At 60.3% G+C, this 19,131-nt stretch carries 18 protein-coding genes; 5 read left to right on the forward strand and 13 right to left on the reverse strand.

Going from position 1 to position 19,131, the window contains the following annotated elements; translation table 11 throughout:
- Positions 1 to 31: 31 nt before the first annotated feature.
- From ACXAH0_RS15220 to ACXAH0_RS15230, 3 genes are all read right to left on the reverse strand, one after another.
- Positions 32 to 2,326, reverse strand: a complete 2,295-nt coding sequence (locus ACXAH0_RS15220; protein WP_475192542.1) for an NADP-dependent malic enzyme — start codon at positions 2,324 to 2,326, stop codon at positions 32 to 34.
- A gap of 115 nt (positions 2,327 to 2,441) precedes the next feature.
- Positions 2,442 to 3,263, reverse strand: coding sequence for a ceramidase domain-containing protein (locus ACXAH0_RS15225; protein ID WP_475192543.1), 822 nt, complete (start codon positions 3,261 to 3,263; stop codon positions 2,442 to 2,444).
- A gap of 101 nt (positions 3,264 to 3,364) precedes the next feature.
- Positions 3,365 to 4,591: an aminotransferase-like domain-containing protein gene (locus tag ACXAH0_RS15230; protein ID WP_475192546.1), complete on the reverse strand. Its 1,227-nt coding sequence runs from the start codon at positions 4,589 to 4,591 to the stop codon at positions 3,365 to 3,367.
- A 186-nt stretch (positions 4,592 to 4,777) separates the two neighbouring features.
- On the opposite strand from ACXAH0_RS15230, the gene moaB reads away from it, so the two are divergent.
- Positions 4,778 to 5,335, forward strand: coding sequence for a molybdenum cofactor biosynthesis protein B (gene moaB, locus ACXAH0_RS15235; RefSeq protein WP_475178884.1), 558 nt, complete (start codon positions 4,778 to 4,780; stop codon positions 5,333 to 5,335).
- A 156-nt stretch (positions 5,336 to 5,491) separates the two neighbouring features.
- Here the strand turns inward: moaB and ACXAH0_RS15240 are convergent, their stop codons facing one another.
- Positions 5,492 to 6,187, reverse strand: coding sequence for a glycosyltransferase (locus tag ACXAH0_RS15240; RefSeq protein WP_475192547.1), 696 nt, complete (start codon positions 6,185 to 6,187; stop codon positions 5,492 to 5,494).
- Between the two features lie 110 nt (positions 6,188 to 6,297).
- Between ACXAH0_RS15240 and ACXAH0_RS15245 the strand changes: the two genes are divergently transcribed.
- A complete protein-coding gene (locus ACXAH0_RS15245) occupies positions 6,298 to 7,461 on the forward strand; it encodes a PA0069 family radical SAM protein (protein ID WP_475192549.1) in 1,164 nt (387 codons plus the stop codon).
- Between the two features lie 45 nt (positions 7,462 to 7,506).
- A complete protein-coding gene (locus tag ACXAH0_RS15250) occupies positions 7,507 to 8,178 on the forward strand; it encodes a ribonuclease HII (RefSeq protein WP_475192551.1) in 672 nt (223 codons plus the stop codon).
- Positions 8,179 to 8,624: 446 nt separating this feature from the next.
- Here the strand turns inward: ACXAH0_RS15250 and ACXAH0_RS15255 are convergent, their stop codons facing one another.
- The 8 genes from ACXAH0_RS15255 to ACXAH0_RS15290 form a co-directional block, all read right to left on the reverse strand.
- Complete coding sequence (locus ACXAH0_RS15255; RefSeq protein WP_475192553.1) at positions 8,625 to 9,104, reverse strand: F0F1 ATP synthase subunit B; 480 nt, start codon at positions 9,102 to 9,104, stop codon at positions 8,625 to 8,627.
- A 10-nt stretch (positions 9,105 to 9,114) separates the two neighbouring features.
- Positions 9,115 to 9,663: a F0F1 ATP synthase subunit B gene (locus ACXAH0_RS15260; RefSeq protein ID WP_475178904.1), complete on the reverse strand. Its 549-nt coding sequence runs from the start codon at positions 9,661 to 9,663 to the stop codon at positions 9,115 to 9,117.
- Positions 9,664 to 9,745: 82 nt separating this feature from the next.
- Complete coding sequence (locus ACXAH0_RS15265; protein WP_055111220.1) at positions 9,746 to 9,970, reverse strand: F0F1 ATP synthase subunit C; 225 nt, start codon at positions 9,968 to 9,970, stop codon at positions 9,746 to 9,748.
- A 70-nt stretch (positions 9,971 to 10,040) separates the two neighbouring features.
- Positions 10,041 to 10,790 (reverse strand): F0F1 ATP synthase subunit A, encoded by a 750-nt coding sequence (locus tag ACXAH0_RS15270; RefSeq protein ID WP_475178911.1) that lies wholly within the window; start codon positions 10,788 to 10,790, stop codon positions 10,041 to 10,043.
- A 55-nt stretch (positions 10,791 to 10,845) separates the two neighbouring features.
- On the reverse strand, positions 10,846 to 11,232 hold the full coding sequence (locus tag ACXAH0_RS15275; RefSeq protein WP_475178914.1) for an AtpZ/AtpI family protein: 387 nt from the start codon (positions 11,230 to 11,232) through the stop codon (positions 10,846 to 10,848).
- 211 nt (positions 11,233 to 11,443) lie between these two features.
- Positions 11,444 to 14,902: a chromosome segregation SMC family protein gene (locus tag ACXAH0_RS15280; RefSeq protein WP_475192556.1), complete on the reverse strand. Its 3,459-nt coding sequence runs from the start codon at positions 14,900 to 14,902 to the stop codon at positions 11,444 to 11,446.
- A gap of 87 nt (positions 14,903 to 14,989) precedes the next feature.
- Positions 14,990 to 15,625 carry a DsbA family protein gene (locus ACXAH0_RS15285; protein WP_475178921.1) on the reverse strand — a complete coding sequence of 212 codons (636 nt, stop codon included), beginning with the start codon at positions 15,623 to 15,625 and terminating at the stop codon, positions 14,990 to 14,992.
- Between the two features lie 206 nt (positions 15,626 to 15,831).
- On the reverse strand, positions 15,832 to 16,359 hold the full coding sequence (locus ACXAH0_RS15290) for a DUF721 domain-containing protein (protein WP_475192558.1): 528 nt from the start codon (positions 16,357 to 16,359) through the stop codon (positions 15,832 to 15,834).
- Between the two features lie 194 nt (positions 16,360 to 16,553).
- On the opposite strand from ACXAH0_RS15290, the gene mutY reads away from it, so the two are divergent.
- Positions 16,554 to 17,633, forward strand: coding sequence for an A/G-specific adenine glycosylase (mutY, locus tag ACXAH0_RS15295; RefSeq protein WP_475192560.1), 1,080 nt, complete (start codon positions 16,554 to 16,556; stop codon positions 17,631 to 17,633).
- A gap of 35 nt (positions 17,634 to 17,668) precedes the next feature.
- On the opposite strand, the gene ACXAH0_RS15300 is transcribed toward mutY, so the two are convergent.
- Positions 17,669 to 18,046 carry a VOC family protein gene (locus ACXAH0_RS15300; RefSeq protein WP_475178933.1) on the reverse strand — a complete coding sequence of 126 codons (378 nt, stop codon included), beginning with the start codon at positions 18,044 to 18,046 and terminating at the stop codon, positions 17,669 to 17,671.
- 335 nt (positions 18,047 to 18,381) lie between these two features.
- On the opposite strand from ACXAH0_RS15300, the gene ACXAH0_RS15305 reads away from it, so the two are divergent.
- Entirely contained in the window at positions 18,382 to 18,864 is a 483-nt protein-coding gene (locus ACXAH0_RS15305) for a fasciclin domain-containing protein (RefSeq protein WP_475192561.1), read from the forward strand.
- The last annotated feature ends 267 nt before the right edge of the window (positions 18,865 to 19,131 follow it).

Raw genomic sequence — 19,131 nt, forward strand, 5'->3', positions numbered from 1 at the left:
CATTGTTTCAAAAAGCCGACAGTCTTCCGGCTCAGTCTTTCTGGCGGGTCTGTGCTTCAACGCTGGCCAGTGCCGACATGTTGACCACGCCGCGCGAAGTAACAGATGGCGTCAGAATATGGGCTGGTTTGGCCGCGCCCAGAAGGATTGGCCCCACATGCAGGGCCCTGGTCGACACCTTCAGAAGATTATGAGCAATATTGGCCGCATCCAGGTTCGGGAAGAGCAGAAGGTTGGCCTCTCCCTTGAGCTTGCCGCCCGGCATAACCCGTTCCCGCAGCGCTTCGCTCAAGGCCGAGTCGCCGTGCATTTCCCCATCGACTTCCAGCTCCGGATGACGTTCCCAGATCAGTTCCAGCGCGTCGCGCATCTTGCGGGAGGACGCTGTTTCCCGGGAGCCGAAATTGGACAGGGACAGAAGCGCAATCTTGGGCTCGATACCGAAACGGCGGATCTCCTCGGCAGCCAGAACCGCCATTTCGGAGATCTCATCGGCCGTCGGGTCTTCGGTCACAAACGTGTCCGACATGAACAGCGCACCCTGGCTGCTGATCAGGAGGGACATGGCTGACAGGTCATGCGCCGTTTCGCACACGCCGATCACCTGCTTGATGTCGCGCAGATGGCGGATGAACCGCCCTTCCAGGCCGCAGATCACCGCATCCGCATCCCCCCGCCGCACAGCCAGCGCAGAAATGACCGTGGTGTTGGTGCGCACCACGGTGCGGGCTGCGGTGGGCGGCATACCCTTGCGGCCGACACATTCGAAATACTCGTCCACATAGTCGCGGTAGCGCGGATCATCCTGAGGGTTCACATATTCAAAATCCACATCCGGCCGGATTTTCAGGCCGAACCGTTCGCAGCGCTGCTGCAGCACATCCGGGCGGCCGACCAGAATGGGCCGGGCAATATTGTCTTCAATCAGAACCTGCGCAGCCCGCAGCACGCGCTCATCTTCCCCTTCAGCATAAATGATGCGCTGAGGGTCCTTGGCCGCATTCTGGATGATCGGTTTCATGATCAGGCCGGAGCGGAATACAAACCGGTTGAGCCGGTCCAGATAGGCGTCGAAATCGGTGATCGGCCGGGTTGCGACCCCGGTTTCCATGGCCGCACGGGCAACGGCAGGGGCGATCCGCAAAATGAGCCGCTGGTCGAACGGCGACGGGATCAGATAGTTGGGACCGAAGGTCTCGGTCTTGCCGCCATAGGCCCGTGCCACAACGTCGGACGGCTCTTCCTGGGCCAGACCGGCAATCGCCTCCACTGCGGCCCGCTTCATTTCTTCATTGATGGTGGTCGCGCCCACATCCAGCGCCCCGCGGAAGATGAAGGGAAAGCACAGGACATTGTTCACCTGGTTCGGATAATCCGAACGGCCGGTGCACATGACCACATCGTCACGCACCGCCAAAGCGTCTTCCGGCATGATTTCCGGGTTCGGGTTCGCGAGGGCCAGGATCAGTGGGCCCGTGCCCATCTTTTCCACCATATGCGGCTTGAGCACTCCGCCCACGGACAGGCCCAGGAAAACATCCGCCCCGTCGATGACCTCCTCAAGGGTGCGTTTGCCGGTCTTTTGCGCAAAGACCGCCTTCCACTCGTCCATCAGGGTTTCGCGGCCCTCATAGACGACACCTTCAATGTCGGTGATCCAGATATTCTCGCGCCGCGCCCCGAGCGAGACCAGCATGTTGAGACAGGCCAGCGCCGCAGCACCGGCGCCGGACGCAACAATCTTGGCGTTCTCGATCTTCTTGCCTGCCAGCTGCAAGCCGTTGCGCACGGCCGCCCCCACGATTATGGCCGTGCCGTGCTGGTCGTCGTGGAAAACCGGGATGTTCATTTTTTCCCGGAGTTTGGCTTCCACCATGAAACATTCGGGCGCCTTGATGTCCTCAAGATTGATGCCGCCAAAGGTCGGCTCCAGCACGGACACCGCATCCACGAACTTGTCGACATTGGTCTCGTCCACCTCAATGTCGAACACGTCAATGCCCGCGAATTTCTTGAACAGGACCGCCTTGCCCTCCATCACGGGCTTGGAGGCGAGCGGGCCGATATTGCCCAGACCCAACACCGCCGTGCCGTTGGAGATCACCGCCACCAGATTGGCGCGGGAAGTGTAGTTTGCGGCCTTGGCAGGGTCTTCTGCGATTTCCAGACAGGGCGCTGCAACACCGGGAGAATAGGCCAGCGCCAGATCGCGCTGGTTGCCGAGCGGTTTGGTCGGCTGGATCTCCAGTTTCCCTGGCTTTGGATGCTCGTGATAAAACAGCGCGGCTTCGCTCAGATCGTGTTCAGCCTTGTTGGTGTCGCTCATGACGTGTCCTGTCTCCCTGACCGGCTGGGGCCCCGGTATTGTTGCCCCTGGCTGCGGGCGGGAAAAGATTTGAGAGGCCAGCCAGGGTTTGAAATGTCGTATGTGGTTCTGTCGTTTACCCGGCGCGCTGTAAAATGAGAACCCTTACCAGCAAATACAGCACAACAGCGTTCAGGATATGCCACAGGAAATGTGTGCCGAAAGCGATCTGTGAACACAAGGGCTGATCCAGGGTCCGAAAGGTCAATGACAGCAGAAAAACCCCGCCTGTGACCAGAACCTGACGGCCCAAGGCCTGGTTCCGCCGGAAAAACAGCGTCCCGACGACGAAAATTGCGAGCAGCGCAGACACATATCCGGCCGAGGCGCCAACCAGCGGTGCAGCGGCCCTGCCCACAAAGGGCGTGAACGCCAGAAAGGCAGCAACAATGGCCAGTGCGGCCCAGAGCGGCGCTCCCAGGAAGCGCCTGAGCGCGAAAAAAAGATACAGGTGAATGAAGACCGCAATCGGCAGGACATCGGCCAGCGCCGCCCAGCGGGTCGCAACCGTGTGGAACAGAAACGAGCCGATGCCGATCGCGGCTATCACGATGATCAGGCTGATCCCGGCCGGATCAGCGGGGGTTTTGCGGCGCCAGAGCAGAATAGCCAGGACGGCTGCAATCAGGAAGGCACCGTTGGTGACCGCGTTCAAGGGTTCGGCCCAAAAGTCCGGGCTGAGCCGTTCGCAGTAATTGTTCAGCCTTTGCATGAGATCCATCGGGCAGTCCTTCCAGGCAGCCGCCGCATGTGCGGCTTGAAACAGCGCTCTGCCTGTTGATGCGCAACCGGCCTCTGGAGAGCAACGGTTGATCAAACGGGCCGGAGCGGTGCGCTGAGCCAGACCGCCCGGCCGGCCGTCCTGCAAGCAGGAGGTGTCGAGACGGCGCTGATACATAGCAAAATTCCAGTGGCCACTCTCCTTTCATGCCTCCTGGGGCGTTTGCTGCGCGCCCCCATTATAGCTCAGGAGAGTGATCACCGGACTTACGCGGTGTATTACACCCTGGACATGACAGTTTCGGCAATCAGCGCGCCCAATCTTGATATCCCCGCCTCGATCCTGTCCGCACTGGCGCAGGAAAAGCTCAACCGAAAGGTATTGGCTCCGCTGCCATCAGGGTGAAACGCCTTGCCCGGAACAAAGGCGGCCTTCGCCCTGGCGACCGACTGGTGCAGCAGATCTGCCGCATCCAGCCCTCCGGGCAGCTCGACCCAGATGAACATGCCCCCTTCCGGCCGGGTCCAGCGTGTCCCCTCCGGCATATGCCGCTCCAAAGCGGCCAGCATGGCATCGCGCCGCGCTTTGTAGGTGGCGTTGATACGGGCCGAATGCCGGTCAAATTCGGTTTCGGCGACCCGGGCCATGGCTTCCTGATTGACAACCGGCGTGTTCAGATCGCTCGCCTGCTTGATCAGAACCAGACGGGAAATCACATCAGACGCCGCGCAGATCCAGCCGAGGCGCAATCCCGGGGAGAGCGATTTTGAGAAGCTGCCGCAATAGAGCGTCCGGCTGTTTTCAATGCCGCCCTGTTGCGCGCAGTCAAGCGCCAGAAGGCCGGGGACCGGCGCCCCGTCATAGCGCAAGCTTTGATACGGCGCGTCTTCAATGATGGCGCAGGACAGCTCACCGGCCAGGGTGAGAAGTCGCTGGCGCTCTTCCAGGTCCAGGGACAGGCCTGTCGGATTGGCAAAATCCGGCGACAGATACGCGAATTTGACGGCGCCTCCCTTGTCCTGCGCCCGGGCGCGGATCGTCTCAGCGCTTTCATTGGTCAGAGGGTCAAGCCGGTCGAACTGCGGCTCGTAGGCGTTGAAAGCCTGAAGCGCGCCCAGATAGGTCGGCCATTGCAGCAGGGCCGTATCCCCTTCCGACAGGAACAGCTTGCCGATATAATCAAGCCCCTGCTGGGAACCGGATGTGATGATGATGTTGTCCGGCCCGCAGTCAACGCCCAGCTCTTTCATATGACCGGCAATCCAGGTGCGCAGCCTGAGGCTGCCTTCGCTGATGCCATATTGCAGCGCCGTGTCCGCTTCCGGCCCTGACAGGACCTCCTGATAGGCGGCCCGGAAGGCCTCGGCGGGGAACAGGGCCGGATCGGGAATGCCCCCGGCAAAGGAAATCACATCGGGCCGGTCCAGCAGTTTCAGAAGCTCACGGATTTCGGATGCCCGCATGCGGCTTGCACGCTTGGCGTAAAGGCTTTCCCAGGTTGTCATAATGGCTCTCAGACAATTTTGATGTGATATTTAAGTCAATAATACTGACCTATTCATTTTGCAAGTGTCTCAATCTTGCTATTTTTTGTAATTTTATTTCTCAAAAAGATCCCAATACGGGGTAACCCCACGGGGCTGGAACCGCCTGCCGGTTTCGCCTATGTCTTCTGGACACAGGAGGAAGCCATGTCCCGTCTCGATGAAACCCGTCCATTCATTCCGCTCAACATTGCGGTTCTGACCGTTTCCGACACCCGGTCGCTGGAGGAGGACCGATCCGGCAAGACCCTGTCAGAGCGGCTCGCAAGAGCCGGCCATCTGCTCGCAGACCGGCAGATCGTGACAGATGATGTGGAGGCGATCCGGGCCGTCGCCCGGACCTGGATCAGTGCCCCGACCGTTGACGTGATCATCACGACAGGGGGGACGGGCTTCACCGGCCGGGACGTGACACCGGAAGCCATGGAGCCCCTGTTTGAAAAGCGCATGGACGGCTTTTCGGAAGTGTTCCACCGGATCTCCTATGACAAGATCGGCACCTCAACGATCCAGTCCCGCGCAACCGGCGGAGTTGCGGGGGCGACCTATATCTTTGTGCTGCCCGGCTCTCCAGGAGCCTGCAAGGATGCCTGGGACGGCATCTTGAAATGGCAGCTCGACTACCGGCACATGCCGTGCAATTTCGTGGAAATCATGCCGCGGCTGGATGAGCATCTGAAACGGGGCAAATTGCAGGATGCCTGACACGCTCTGTGCTACCCGCCCCCTTTCAGGAGAGGCCTTCGGCCCTCCTCCGCAACTGCTTTGATTGCAAAGGGGATATCGGGGCGTTCCCGGCTCAAAACAGCCAGCTCACAACCTCATCTTGAGGAGGAAGGGAGGCCGTTTCAAATACCGGTGTCAGCCGTGCAGCCGCACCGCGACGCTGGCAGGAATGCGCAAGGTGCCGACACAGAACCGCGCAAGGCCTTTGCGGAATTGGGCCAAACTGTTTCCACCCGCAGACACACCCGATGTGACCGCTGCAGCCCTTAGGAAAACAATCCGGTTGCGGCCGATGCGCTTGGCAATGTCCAGATCCTCCAACTCCCGCAACGGCCGGTGGCCGCCCAAAGTGCTGTAGAACTGGCGGGAGATCAGAAGCCCCTGATTGCCATAAGGCATGCCAAGAAGCTGCGAACGCAGGGCGGCCATCGATTCGCTGATCCGCGCGCCCATGCCAAACGTTTCGTAGCGCAGGCGGAAGCTGGCTGCGGTCCGCGCCCCGTTCGGGGCCCTGCCGGCCCTTTCGATAAACGCCTGGGCTTCATGGTGCCAGCCGCTTTCCAGGAGGGTTTCGGGGCGGAGAAACAAGAGCCAGTCACCGCGTTTGGCCAGGGAAGCCCCATAGGCCAGCCGCTCGCTCCGGCTCATGCCCACAGCCTGCGCCCAGCCGCAGCCAGCGGCGTCGGCGACCCGTTCGGTCCCGTCGCTTGAGCCGCCATCCACAACAATGACTTCCCGGACAACCCCTTCAGCCGCCGCTGTGACCAGAGACGACAGCGCATGCACCAGATCGGTCTCTGAGTTTTTTGTCGGAACTATGACACTTATCATGAGGCAGTGTTTTACATGAAAAATCCCCAGTTGCGAAATGCCGGGCTTGAATTGCTTTAAATTTGAGCTAATGTTCCCGATATGTTCTCGCTTCAGAGTGATCTCCGCCCATGACCCTTGCCCCTCATACCGACCGTCTGCCGGACGGAGCCCGCCTTGATCCGGTGTCTGAACTGCCGGAAACTGTGGAGGCGCCTGGCTCTGACCGGGTTCCGCAAGACCTGCGGCGTGGCCGGGGCGCAGCCCTGAACGCCTCCGGCAGGTTCGAGCCGCTGGCGCGGGAACGTTTCGACGACGGTTGGGATCTGGACGAGGAACTTCCACCGCTCCAGACCGACGTTCAGGAAGAACGCGCGCGCACGATCATCACACGCAACGAGTCTCCGGACCTGTCCTTTGACCGGTCGATCAATCCCTATCGCGGCTGTGAGCACGGCTGCATCTATTGTTTCGCCCGACCGAGCCATGCCTTTATGGGCCTGTCGCCTGGACTTGATTTCGAGACTCGCCTGTTCGCCAAACCGAATGCCGCCGGGCTTCTGGAACGGGAGCTGTCGAAACCCGGCTATGTCCCCCGCGTGATTGCTATCGGCACCAACACCGACCCTTACCAGCCGGTGGAGCGTGGCTACGCCCTGATGCGCGAGATTCTGGAAGTTCTGGAAGCCTGTTCGCATCCGGTTGCCATTGTCACCAAGTCCGCCCTGGTCACGCGGGACATTGATATTCTTGCCAGAATGGCGGAGCGCAATCTGATCAAGGTGGCGCTTTCGGTCACCACCCTTGACAAGAAACTCTGCCGGGCCATGGAGCCAAGGGCGTCCGCCCCGCATAAACGGCTTGCGGCCATCAAGGCCCTGTCGGAAGCGGGCATCCCGGCCTCGGTGATGATGGCCCCTGTCATTCCCGCCCTGACCGACTGCGAAATCGAAAACCTTCTTGAGGCGGCCGCCAGCCATGGGGCCAGTGAAGCCAGTTTCATTCTGTTGCGCCTGCCGCTGGAAGTCTCTGAGCTCTTCCGGGACTGGCTGCTGCGGGAGCGGCCCGACCGCTACCGCCATGTGATGAACCTCATCCGCTCCATGCGCGGCGGCAAGGATTATGACGCGAAATGGGGCGAGCGTATGCGCGGGCGCGGTCCCTATGCGGAGCAGATTTCCAAACGCTTCACCCTCGCCGCCAAACGGCTTGGACTTAACCTGCGCCGCAAGAAGCTGAACACGGACGCCTTTGTGCAGCCGCAAAAAGGCGGTGTGCAACTTGACCTCTTCTAACACTCCCGCCTTGCACAACGCTTTGAGGGGCGGCAGGCTGGCGCCATGTCTTCCAGCCTGAACCTTTTCGACCTTTCCTTTCCCGACAGTCCGGACATTGCCCTGGAGCGCAGCCATGCGGCTGCCTTTGACGGCAAGCTCTGCGGCGTGGATGAAGCCGGGCGCGGCCCCTGGGCCGGGCCGGTGGTGACCGCCGCCGTGATCCTGGACTATGACCAAGTGCCGGACGGGCTGAACGATTCCAAAAAACTGACCGAAGCAAAACGGGAAGAGCTGTTTGAGCAGATCGTCTCAACCGCCTTTGTCTGCACCGCCAGCGCGTCTCCGGCCACGATCGACCAGGAGAACATCCGCGCAGCCACTTTGGGCGCCATGATGCGGGCCGTGAACGGCCTTGCCAAAGTGCCGGATTATGTTCTGGTCGATGGCCGGGACGTGCCCCCGGCGCTGACACAGGCGGGACAGGCACTGATCAAGGGGGATGGACGCTGCCTGTGCATCGCCGCTGCCTCGATTATCGCAAAGGTGACACGGGACCGGATGCTGGTCCGCCTTGACGATCTGACGCCCGGCTACGGTTTCGCCCAGCACAAGGGCTATGGTGTGCCCAAGCATCAGTCGGCGCTTGATCTGCTTGGCCCCTCCCCCCACCATCGCGTGAGCTTCAGGCCGGTACGGCTTGCCGGCGCGGCAAAACGTCATACCAAGCGCAGTTGATTACGGCCCATTTGCCCGTGACACCAGAGCGTTCAGCAAGGCGCTTGGTCACAGGGCGATGCACAGGCATCGTCCAGAACGCGCAACACGGCGGAACACTCTTATGTCACGGCCTTCGGTCGCTTTTCAGGCCCGCCGGCGATGCTTCCCGCTTGCCCGGCCTCCCGGCCGGTCTGCGCGCCATTCCTTACCGGCGAACCTGCAAAAACCATCCAATAGGGTCTTTTTGGGTGAGGTTGGAAAAATCCCCACAGACATCAGGGGTGTCTGCGCAAAAAACGAAGCAGATTGAAACCGGATAAGCGCAAAATACTCCTAGGTAAGCGGGTGTACCGCCGCCCCGCACAAGCGGGCCCAGTTTGCCTGTTGGCCCTGGCAAATCTTCTGACCCAACAAAAAAGCGGCCCCGAAAGGCCGCTTTTTCTTAGCTGTTATCAAACCTCGGATCAGTTCAGACGGTCTTTGACCTGACTGATGCTCTTGGCCAGAATATCGTCGGCCACCTTGTCCTTGACCTTTGCGGTCAGGATGGTTTCGGCGGCGGCAACAGCCACATCGGCAGCCTTGGCGCGCACTTCTGCAATCGCCTGCGTTTCTGCCTGAGCGATTTTCACCTCCGCGGCCTTTGTCCGGCGGGCGATCATGTCTTCCAGCGCCGCGTTGGTTTCCGCCGTCAGGCGCTCGGCCTCGGCATTCGCTTCCGCGATAATGGCCTCCGCTTCACCCTCGGCCTCATGCCGCTTGCGCTGATATTCGGACAGAAGCGACTGGGCTTCTTCCCGCAGCTTGCGGGCTTCTTCCAATTCCTTGCGGATGGCGTCAGCGCGGTCGTCCAGAGAACCGCTGATCTTGCCTGGCACCTTCAGATAGATGATCAGGGCGAAGAAGAGGATGAGACCGATCAGGGCCCAAAATGTTGCGTCCATGACGGTCTCCTCAGTTCATCGCCGACTTCAGCGCTTTTGTCAGGTCGGTCTTGGTCGGAGCCTTGCCCATCAGCTGCTCAACGAGCGCCGTGGTGGTCTCTCCGGCAATATCACCGATCTGGGACAACGCTTCTGTTTTGATACCGGCAATCTGTGTTTCGGCAGCCTGAAGCTTTTCAGCCAGCTCGGCTTCCGCTTTTTCGCGGCGCGCGCCGTGGTCGGCTTTCAACTTGGCGCGGGTATCGCTTGCAATGCTGTGCGCCTTGTTCCTGGCTTCAGTCAGAGCCTGCTCATAGGCCGAAATGGCTGCATCGGTCTCTTCCTTGAGGCGGTTGGCCTCCGATAGATCCCCCGCAATGCGGTCCTTTCGGTCTTCCAGAATCCCGGCAATCCGCGGCATCGCCACGTTCTTCATGATCCAGTAGAAAACGCCAAAGGTGATAGCAAGCCACAGAAGCTGGGACGCGAAGGTTTCCGCATCGAACGGGGGAAAACCCACACCATGCTCTTCGGGTGGCACAGTAATCCCTGTGCTGGTCGAATGGGTATCGCCTGCCATTTCCAGTCTCCTAGATCCGGTCAGACGGCGCTAGAAAGCGCCGCCACCGGAGTCGCATCTAAAGTCGCTGCTTTCCGCGCGATTACGCGAACAGGATGAGGAAGGCGATCAGAAGGGAGAAGATACCCAGAGCTTCGGTCACGGCGAAGCCGAAGATCAGGCGGCCGAACTGGCCATCAGCTGCGGACGGGTTGCGCAGAGCGCCAGCGAGGTAGTTGCCGAAGATGGTGCCGAGGCCGATGCCTGCACCGCCCATGCCGAGACATGCGATACCTGCACCGATGTATTTTGCTGCTTCTGCTTCCATGACACGTGCTCCTAGATGTGTTGCAGATGGCTCACAGACGGCTCTTAAGGCCGTGTGATTGGGTTGACCCTTAATGTGAAGGATGAAGGGCGTCGTTCAGATACATGCAGGTCAAAACGGCAAAGACGTATGCCTGCAGGAAAGCGACCAGGAATTCCAGCGCCGTCAGGGCAACCGTCATGGCCAGCGGCAGAACGGCACCGAAAATGCCGACCGCCCCCATGGCGCCGAGACTGACGACAAAGCCTGAAAAGACCTTGAGAGTGATGTGACCGGCCAGCATGTTGGCGAACAGACGTACCGAGAGGCTGATCGGGCGGGACAGGAACGAGATCACCTCGATCATGGTCACCAGCGGTATCAGGGCACCGGGCACGCCGCTTGGCACGAAGAGCTTCAGGAAGCTCATGCCGTTCCGCATGAAGCCGTAAATAATGACGGTCAAAATCACCAGCATCGCCAGCGCGAACGTGACAATGATGTGGCTGGTGACAGTGAAAAAGTAAGGGAACATCCCGAAAAGGTTGGCGACAAGCACAAACATGAACAGGGAGAAGACAAGCGGGAAAAAGCGCATCCCGTCCGACCCTGTCGCGTCTCTCAAGGTTCCGGCAATGAACTCGTAAAGCATCTCCGATACGGACTGCACCCGGCTCGGCACAAGGCCACGGCCACTGGTCGAGAAAATCAGGAACGCGGAGGTCGCTGCCACGGTCAGGACCATGAACAGCGAAGAATTGGTAAATGAGAAATCCACTCCACCGACTTCAATCGGGAAAAGTGTGTGGATTTGGAACTGATGGATCGGATCGTTCGCCACCGGCCAGCCTTCTTCGCTCGTTCACAACATGTGCGCCCTGGGGCGCGGCACAATCTTAGTCCGGTTCGTCGTTCCGAGCGTCCTTGTCGCGGGGCATCCCGACCTGCGGCTGTTCGACCACCCCGGCCGAGCGCAAGACATTCAGGACACCGGCCGCAAAGCCCAGCAGCAGGAAAATGATCAGGCCTATCGGCGTCGTTCCCAGCCACTGGTCGGCTACCCAACCAATCCCGGCCCCCACCAGGACACCTGCGATGAACTCCGAAGACAGTTTCATCGCCTGCGCATATCCGGAGGAATTGCTCTCAGACTTGCGCACTGCCTTTTCATCGGCCGCACGCTGGTCGTCCAGCTTCCGGTTCAATTGAGCCCGCCGCTCCGACAGACCCGCTTTCGAAACATCGCCGTTCCGATCGTGATTTTCGCCGTTTCCCGAAGACATGTTCCCCAGTCCCCAGTGCTCCGACATGTCAGATCAAACAACAGGAGTGCCCCGTAAGCCGCGCGCACCATAGTCGGCGCCTCAGGCCGTGTCAAGAAGCCTGGATTAAGAATTATCTAATTGAAAATATTGAACTTTTTTATTTCTCACGAAATTTACCAGACCTAAGTTGTACACCACTTCCGCAAGGGACGGTCCCAGAAGGGTCCGGTCAGCCGGTCTCCCGGAATCGCTCGGCGGTCTCAAGGTCCACGGAAACCAGCTGGGAAACGCCGCGCTCGGCCATCGTCACCCCGAAGAGCCGGTTCATACGCGCCATGGTGATCGGGTTGTGGGTGATCACGACGAACCGGGTTTCGGTGCTGGAGGCCATTTCATCGAGCAGGTCGCAATAGCGCTCCACATTGGCATCATCCAGCGGCGCGTCCACCTCATCGAGAACGCAGATCGGCGCCGGATTGGTCAGGAAAACAGCGAAAATCAGCGACATGGCCGTCAGGGCCTGCTCCCCGCCGGACAGGAGTGTCATGGTCTGCGGCTTTTTGCCCGGAGGCCGCGCGATGATCTCCAGGCCCGCATCCAGTGGATCATCCGAATCCACCAGTTGCAGCTCCGCCGTGCCCCCACCGAACAAATGCGTGAACAAACGCTGGAAATGGCCATTGACCACTTCAAAGGAGGCCAGAAGACGTTCGCGGGCCTCCCGGTTGAGATTGGAAATGCCGGTGCGCAGACGCCGGATCGCCTCGATCAGGTCATCCCGTTCCGAGGTCAGCGTGGTCTTCTGCTCGTCAATTTCCTGCAATTCCTCTTCGGCGCGCAGGTTGACGCCGCCAAGGCGCTCACGCTCGGCCTTCAGCCGGTCCAGCTTGCGCTCCATGGCTTCCGGATCGGGCAGCGGCGCGCCTTCTTTCAGCCCGGCAATCTCGGGCAGTGCCGCTACAGAAACCTCCAGATCCTCATCGATGCGGCGCTCCAGGTTGCCCTTGCGCTCCCGGGCCGCTTCCAGCCGTTCTTCGGAGCGGATCTTCTGTTCACGGGCCCCGGCCATGGCTTCCATGGCGGCCTTGGCCGCCCGGTCCACATCGGCCTGGTCCAGTTCGGCCTGCTGCAGCCGGTCGTCCCTGGCCTTCTTGTCGTCTTCGGCCTTGGAAATGGCGGAAAACAGATCCCGGCGCTTGATCTCGATGTCTTCCGGTGCCTCGATCAGCTCTGCCCGTTCTTCTTCCGCCTCTTCGCGCCGTTCACTTAGAACGGAGATCTGCTGAGCTGCGTTGGCCGCGCGGGTTTTCCAGCCGTCATATTCGCGGGCAATGGCGTCCAGGCGCCGGTCGCGCATCTGCTGTTCCCGGGCCAAGCCTTCCGCGACGGCCCTGGCTTCGGCCAGCGCGCTGCGGGCGGCGCTGACATCGGCCTGCAGCGCCTCGATCTGCTCCTGGTAATTGGCGCTTTCAGGCGCGTCTTCCAGCTGCTCCTGCGCCTCGGCCACCTGCTCGCGGGCAAGGCCCGCCTCTTCTCCCAGGCGCTCGGCCCGCTCCTGCGCCCCGGCCTTTCGAGCGGCCAGTTCAGAGACGGCCCGCTCCGCTGCAACCAGCGCCTCCCGGGCCGCTGCTGCCCGGCGCTGGCCATCGCGCACCTTGCCCCTGGCAATCTGTTCCAGCTCCACGCACTGACGGACCCGGGCTGCGGAGGTTTCCAACTGCTCCTGGCAGCCTTCAACGGCCCTGCGGGCCGTGTCTATCTCTCCGGCCAGCTCCGCCAGACGGTTTTTCTGGGCGAGCCTTTGCGCAGCCGGGGTCGGCGCATTGGCTGCCACCACAAATCCGTCCCAGCGCCACAGGTCTCCTTCCCGGGAGACCAGCCGCTGACCCGGCTTCAGGGCAGTGCGCAGGCTTTGCCCCTCAGATTGACTGACCACACCGATCTGCCGCAGACGCCGCTCCAGTTCGGCAGGCGCGATCACAAATTCCGACAGCGGCCGCACACCGGATGGCAGCTCCGGGTCCCCGCTCGGGGACAGTGCCGGTCCCCATTTGACCGCAGCCGCCTCTTCCAGAGAGGCATCAAGATCTTCCCCGAGAGCAGCCCCAAGGGCGGTTTCCAGCCCCTGCTCCACCTGGATTTTTTCAACAACCGGTGTGTGATCCCGGTCGGACAGGGCATTCAACACCTGATCCAGTGTGCGCGCTTCGGTCTCAAGGCCCTGCAGGGTCTGGCGTGCATCCCCCAGCGGCCCGCGGGCCGCCTGTTCCTGCTCGCGGGCTTGCCGGGTCGCCGCTTCGGCATCCTCAACTGCGGTCTCGGCCTCCACCAGCGTCTCTTCGGCCAACTCCAGCGCCTCGCGGTTTTCAGACACACCGTCCACTTCGGCCATTTGCCGGTTCAACGCGTCCAGCGCCTGCTGCGCGTCGCGCGCCTGGGCCACCAGCCGGTCGGCACGCTGGCGGCTTTCGGCGACAGAGCGTTCCAGCTGGCGCCGCTCGGCACTGGCCCGGGCCTCGGCCGCTGTCAGGTCCGACAGTCTGGCCTCAAGATCCCGTACCGCCTCTTCAGCCTCCAAAGCCTTCTCCCGGGCGGATCCGGTGCGCTCCTGCACCATTTCGTTTTCTTCCAGAAGCTCGGCCCGCTCCTCCGCCAGACGCTCCAGAACCTCGTCATTTTCAGAGACCATGGACTGTTCGCGCCGGATGTCTTCGGACAGCTGCACCAAGCGGCGTTCCAGATCCTGCAAGCGTTCCTTGACGCGCCGCTCTTCGGCGTCCAGTTCGTTGCGGGCAATCACGAGGCGCTGCAGGGCTGCACCCGCCTTGGCCGCCTCATCGCGCAGTTCCGGCAATTTATGGGCGGCAATGGCCTGCACCCGGGCACTTTCGGCCTGAAGCGCCGTCGCCTCGTTTACCTGTTTTTGGGCCTCCGCAAACTGGGTCTCGGCCGACGCCAGCGCATCGCGGGCTTCCGTCCACCGGATATAGAGGATGGAGGCTTCTGCACCCCGGATTTCAGACGACAGATTTCGGTAGCGTGAAGCCTGGCGGGACTGGCGGCGCAAACTGTCCAGCTGGCCATCGATCTGGACCAGAACATCTTCCAGCCGCTCCAGGTTCTGCTCGGCGGCCCTTAAGCGGATTTCCGCTTCGTGGCGGCGCGAATGCAGTCCTGAAATGCCGGCCGCCTCTTCCAGGATCTGGCGGCGGGAGGTTGGCTTTGCGGCAATCAGCTCGCCGATCTGGCCCTGGCGCACCATGGCGGGCGAGCGCGCGCCGGTGGAGGCATCGGCGAACAGAAGCTGCACGTCCCGGGCACGCACATCCTTGGCATTGATCTTGTAGTTGGAGCCCTGCTCCCGCTCGATCCGGCGGCTGACTTCCAGAAGATCGGCATCATTGAAGGCCGCCGGGGCCGTCCGGTCCTGATTTTCCAGGAACAGCGTGACTTCCGCCGTGTTGCGGGCCGGACGATTGAGGCTTCCGGAGAAGATTACATCGTCCATGCCCGAGGCGCGCATATTTTTGTAGGAATTCTCGCCCATCACCCAGCGCAGGGCTTCAACGAGATTGGATTTGCCGCAGCCATTGGGCCCGACCACACCGGTCAGGCCGTTGCCGATGATGAATTCCATCGGCTCGACAAAGGATTTAAAGCCCACAATGCGGAGTTTGGAGAACCTCACCGGCGCGTCCCCCAAATGCGGGCAAGAGCCGACCCGGCCCCGTCAGGGCCGGAACAGCTTGGAGCGTCCGGCGCTGCCAGCGCCGGGTTAAAGCTGTTCGTCGATGAGTTTTCCCATTTCTTCAATCGACATTGCCCCTGAGTGCTTCTCGCCGTTGATGAAAAATGTCGGCGTTGAATCCACACCAAATTCGTTCGACGCCCGGTCCCGCACCGCATTGATTGCGTCCAGCAAGCCCTGGTCCGTCAAGCATTTCTCAAACGAGTCTTGTGTAAATCCGATCTGCTTGGAAAAGTCGAGCAAGGATTGGTAAGGATTGTCTGTGAACGCCCAGGTCCGCTGGTTTTCAAACATTGTATCCACAATGCCGAAATATTTGCTGGGCTCAGAACACCGGGCCAGCATGAAGGCGGCAGCAGCCACCGGATCGAGCGGAAACTCGCGGAAAATGAAGCGCACCTTGCCCGTGTCGATGTATTCTTCCTTCAAAGGCTTCCAGGTCTCTTTGTGGAAATGTGCACAATGCCCACAGGTCATGGACGCATATTCGACAATCGTGACCGGCGCATCTTCCTGACCCATGATCTTGTCGCCAAGAGGGCCGGGTTTCAGCAGCTCTTCTTCGTTGACGGTTTGCGCCAAGGCCGGAACGCCGCCGGCAAGGCCGAGAGCTGCGGTTGCCAGGGCCGTGGTCTTTAGAAACTGTCTGCGGGTCTGGGTCACGGGAGATGTCCTGTCACTATTGTCTTGAGCACCGGTATGTCCGGGACGGCTGGTCTGGGCCAACCCTTCTTAAATGCCGGTTCGTTGCTTCATTTGCCCCTTCGGGCCGTCGGCGTCAACAAGGACTGTCAATTGTGGCATGAGAGAGGACAAAGAAAAGGCCAGTTTCACGAAAGTGTTACGAGATGCCCGGCCGCCGCCGGATCTCAGGCCAGCTGGCTGGCATTGCGGGCAATAACCTGTGCACCGAGTTTTTTCAAAGCCTCACGCAGCCGCCCGTTTTCCAGGCCTTCCAGGCTTTTTTCCAGTTTCTCTTCTTCAGTTACGGTCAGGGCGCGCAGGGCCTTGCGCGGCTGTGGCCGTTTGGCAAGGACCGGCCGTTGCAGGATCTTGATCCGGCCAACAGCTGCCCAGCCATAAAACATGTTTATCCGTTCAATCAGCTGGGCGCTGTCATGGGACAGCATCATTGCCGTAGCACCATCTGTATGCACAACAAGTGTGGCAGGCTGCGGTGGTGCCTCCGGATCACTCAACTCCGGCTGGCGGGGCCAGATCAACCGGTCAGGCTGGACCCAGCCGCCATAGCGGTCGCCGACAATATCGGCCCAGGCTGCAATAATGTCGACAGAAGCAAATCCGCGCTTGCGGCACACAGGCGTCATTGCCTTACCGACAAGATCGGCAAGCAGTTTCGCCTCTTTCGGCGGTATCTGCGCATTTGCCTTTGTCACGCCAATGACCTACTTCCTTCTCCGGTCTGCCCGGACCACGGTAAGGCCCCTTTCACGGGAGCAGGTATGTTGTGTCCCAATAAAATAAGTCGAAAAAAGGACGAATACTTTATTGATCCGCCTCAGCCTACCCGCCCAGCTCAAGTTGTCCCCAGGCTTTCCAAGCCTGCTTGTGCAAGAAATTTGAAGAGTACATGCCCGACCTCCTGTCCAGTGCTTTGCTGAGCCGGTCCCTTCTGGACTGGTATGATAGTCATGCCCGGCGTCTTCCCTGGCGGGTTGCGCCGGAGGACAAAAAGCTCGGCGAGGTTTCCGATCCTTACCGGGTGTGGCTGTCCGAAGTCATGCTGCAGCAGACAACTGTCGCGGCGGTGAAAGACTATTTCCACAAGTTCACTATGACCTGGCCAACCGTGTCTGCTCTGGCGTCAGCCAGCGAAGAAGATGTCATGAAGGCCTGGGCAGGTCTTGGTTATTACTCCCGCGCCCGGAATCTTAAAAAATGTGCCGACACGATAGCAGCGGATTATGACGGCCGTTTTCCCGATACGGAGGCGGAGCTGCTGAAACTGCCCGGCATCGGCCCCTACACGGCCGCCGCCATCGCTGCCATTGCCTTTGACCGTCACGCGGCCGTTGTCGACGGCAATGTAGAGCGGGTGCTGGCGCGGCTGAAGCAGATCGACATCCCGCTTCCCGATGCCAAGCCCCAGATCAAGGCGGCCATGGCGATCCTCACACCGCCGGACCGGCCCGGAGACTTCGCACAGGCGGTGATGGATCTGGGGGCAACCATCTGCACCCCCAGACGCCCGGCCTGCGGCCTGTGCCCCTGGATGAGCGCCTGCGCGGTCCAGAACGCGCCTCTCGCCGAAACCTTGCCCCGAAAGGCACCAAAGAAGCAAAAGCCAACCCGCTTCGGAGCCGCCTTTGTCGCCCTGGAACGCTCCAGCGGCGCGGTGCTGTTGCGCCGCCGCCCGCCCAAGGGGCTGCTAGGAGGCATGACGGAAGTGCCCGGCAGCAGCTGGTCGGCAGATTTTGACAGCTCAACGGCCGTTGAAGCGGCTCCCTTTGACGCCAACTGGCAGGAAATGACCACAGAGGTAACGCATACCTTCACCCATTTTCACCTGAAGCTCCGGGTCTATCGGACGAACGCCGCGTCTGCCGCGCTTGGCAATGTGCCCGGGGCCTGGTGGGCCCCGGCCAAAGATCTGCACGAGGAAGCCCTGCCGACGGTAATGCGAAAGGTGCTTGCCGCAGCGCTTGAGTGACGCAGATCCGGCGCACAGGGGGCCTCGCCATAGCGTCAGAGGATCTCCCCGACATCGATCCGGTTTCCATCCGGATCGGCAAAGACAAAGGCGCGAAGACCATAGTCCTTGTCTTGAAGCCGTTTGAGAATGCGCAGGCCCTTGTTCTGGCATCTGTCATAGGCAACCTCAGCATCAGCCACCAGCATATGCGCCACATTGAAGCTGGCCGCCTTGTGCGCTTTTTGAAGAGACAGATGAAGCTCCGCTTCGTCCTTCTTCAAGATCATGAAACCGACCGGATCACCGTTTGCAAATGTTTTTTCCAGACCAAAGAGGTCCTTGTAAAGGCTGGCAGCCTTCTGGATATCTGATACGGGAAGGGTCGCCGCGATCCGGCCAAGCCGAAGCGGGGATGTGTGTCTGGACGTCATGGCATCCCTTTTTGGTCATCTGCGGGTCTTGATACGGGCCGGTCGGTGCCGTCCCCTCAAACAGGGTCCCGCTGGTCAGGGCAGTGCCTGGCCGCATGGTACAGGCTCCATGCACTTCGTCAAATTTCCAAACAGAGCAGCCGCCACGCAAAAACGGTCTCTCCAGATCAGCTACCCGACAGAGTAAATGGACGTTTACTTTTTCCTCATCCAGCCTTCAGCACCCTGCGTAAGCTTTCCAGCACAGGCCAATCGTTAAACTATTTACACTGCTTGGAAGAGATCTTTTCCGAGCCATCGAAACCCTTTGCCTGTGACTGAGTTGGGAGTGAACCATGCAACTAATCAAGTCCTTCTTATTCGCCCTTCTTCTGATTTTACCGCTATCTGCCGCCAAAGCTGGTGAAAAAGACATTGTCGACACGGCTGTTGGTGCCGGATCGTTCAACACACTTGTTGCCGCGGTTCAGGCCGCCGGACTGGTCGACACTCTGAAGGGCGACGGCCCGTTCACGGTGTTTGCGCCGACCGATGAAGCTTTCGCGAAACTGCCCGATGGTACGGTTGAAAACTTGCTGAAACCGGAGAACAAGGATCAGCTCGTCGCGATCCTCACCTATCACGTGGTGCCGGGCAAAGTGATGTCGAGCGATATTGCCGGAAAGAAGGCTGACGTGGCTTCCGTCCAGGGCGGTGAAATTGCAGTTGATGCCACCGACGGCGTGAAGGTCGATAACGCCAAGGTGATTACGGCCGATATCGAAACGTCCAATGGCGTGATCCACGTGATCGACACGGTTATTCTGCCCAAGTCCTGACCACTGCGGGAAACGCCAGACGGGGACAGCGCTCGCCCCTTATGTCCCCTCTGCGGGCGCGGTTCTGACCTGAACCGCGCCCTTTTCGATTACACTTCTGTCATAAGCGGCGCTCCCGCCTCCGTATGCTTGCAAATGCGCTTGCAAGACCCTTCATATTGCTCTGCGCCCGCCCCGCCGATTGCAAAAAACTTCGTAACTTCATCAATGAAGGCTGGACAGGTAGTATGGAATGATTCTAAAACAATGACGTCTAGAATAATTCTA

It is taken from the genome of Roseibium sp. AWQ4_290, assembly GCF_056160985.1.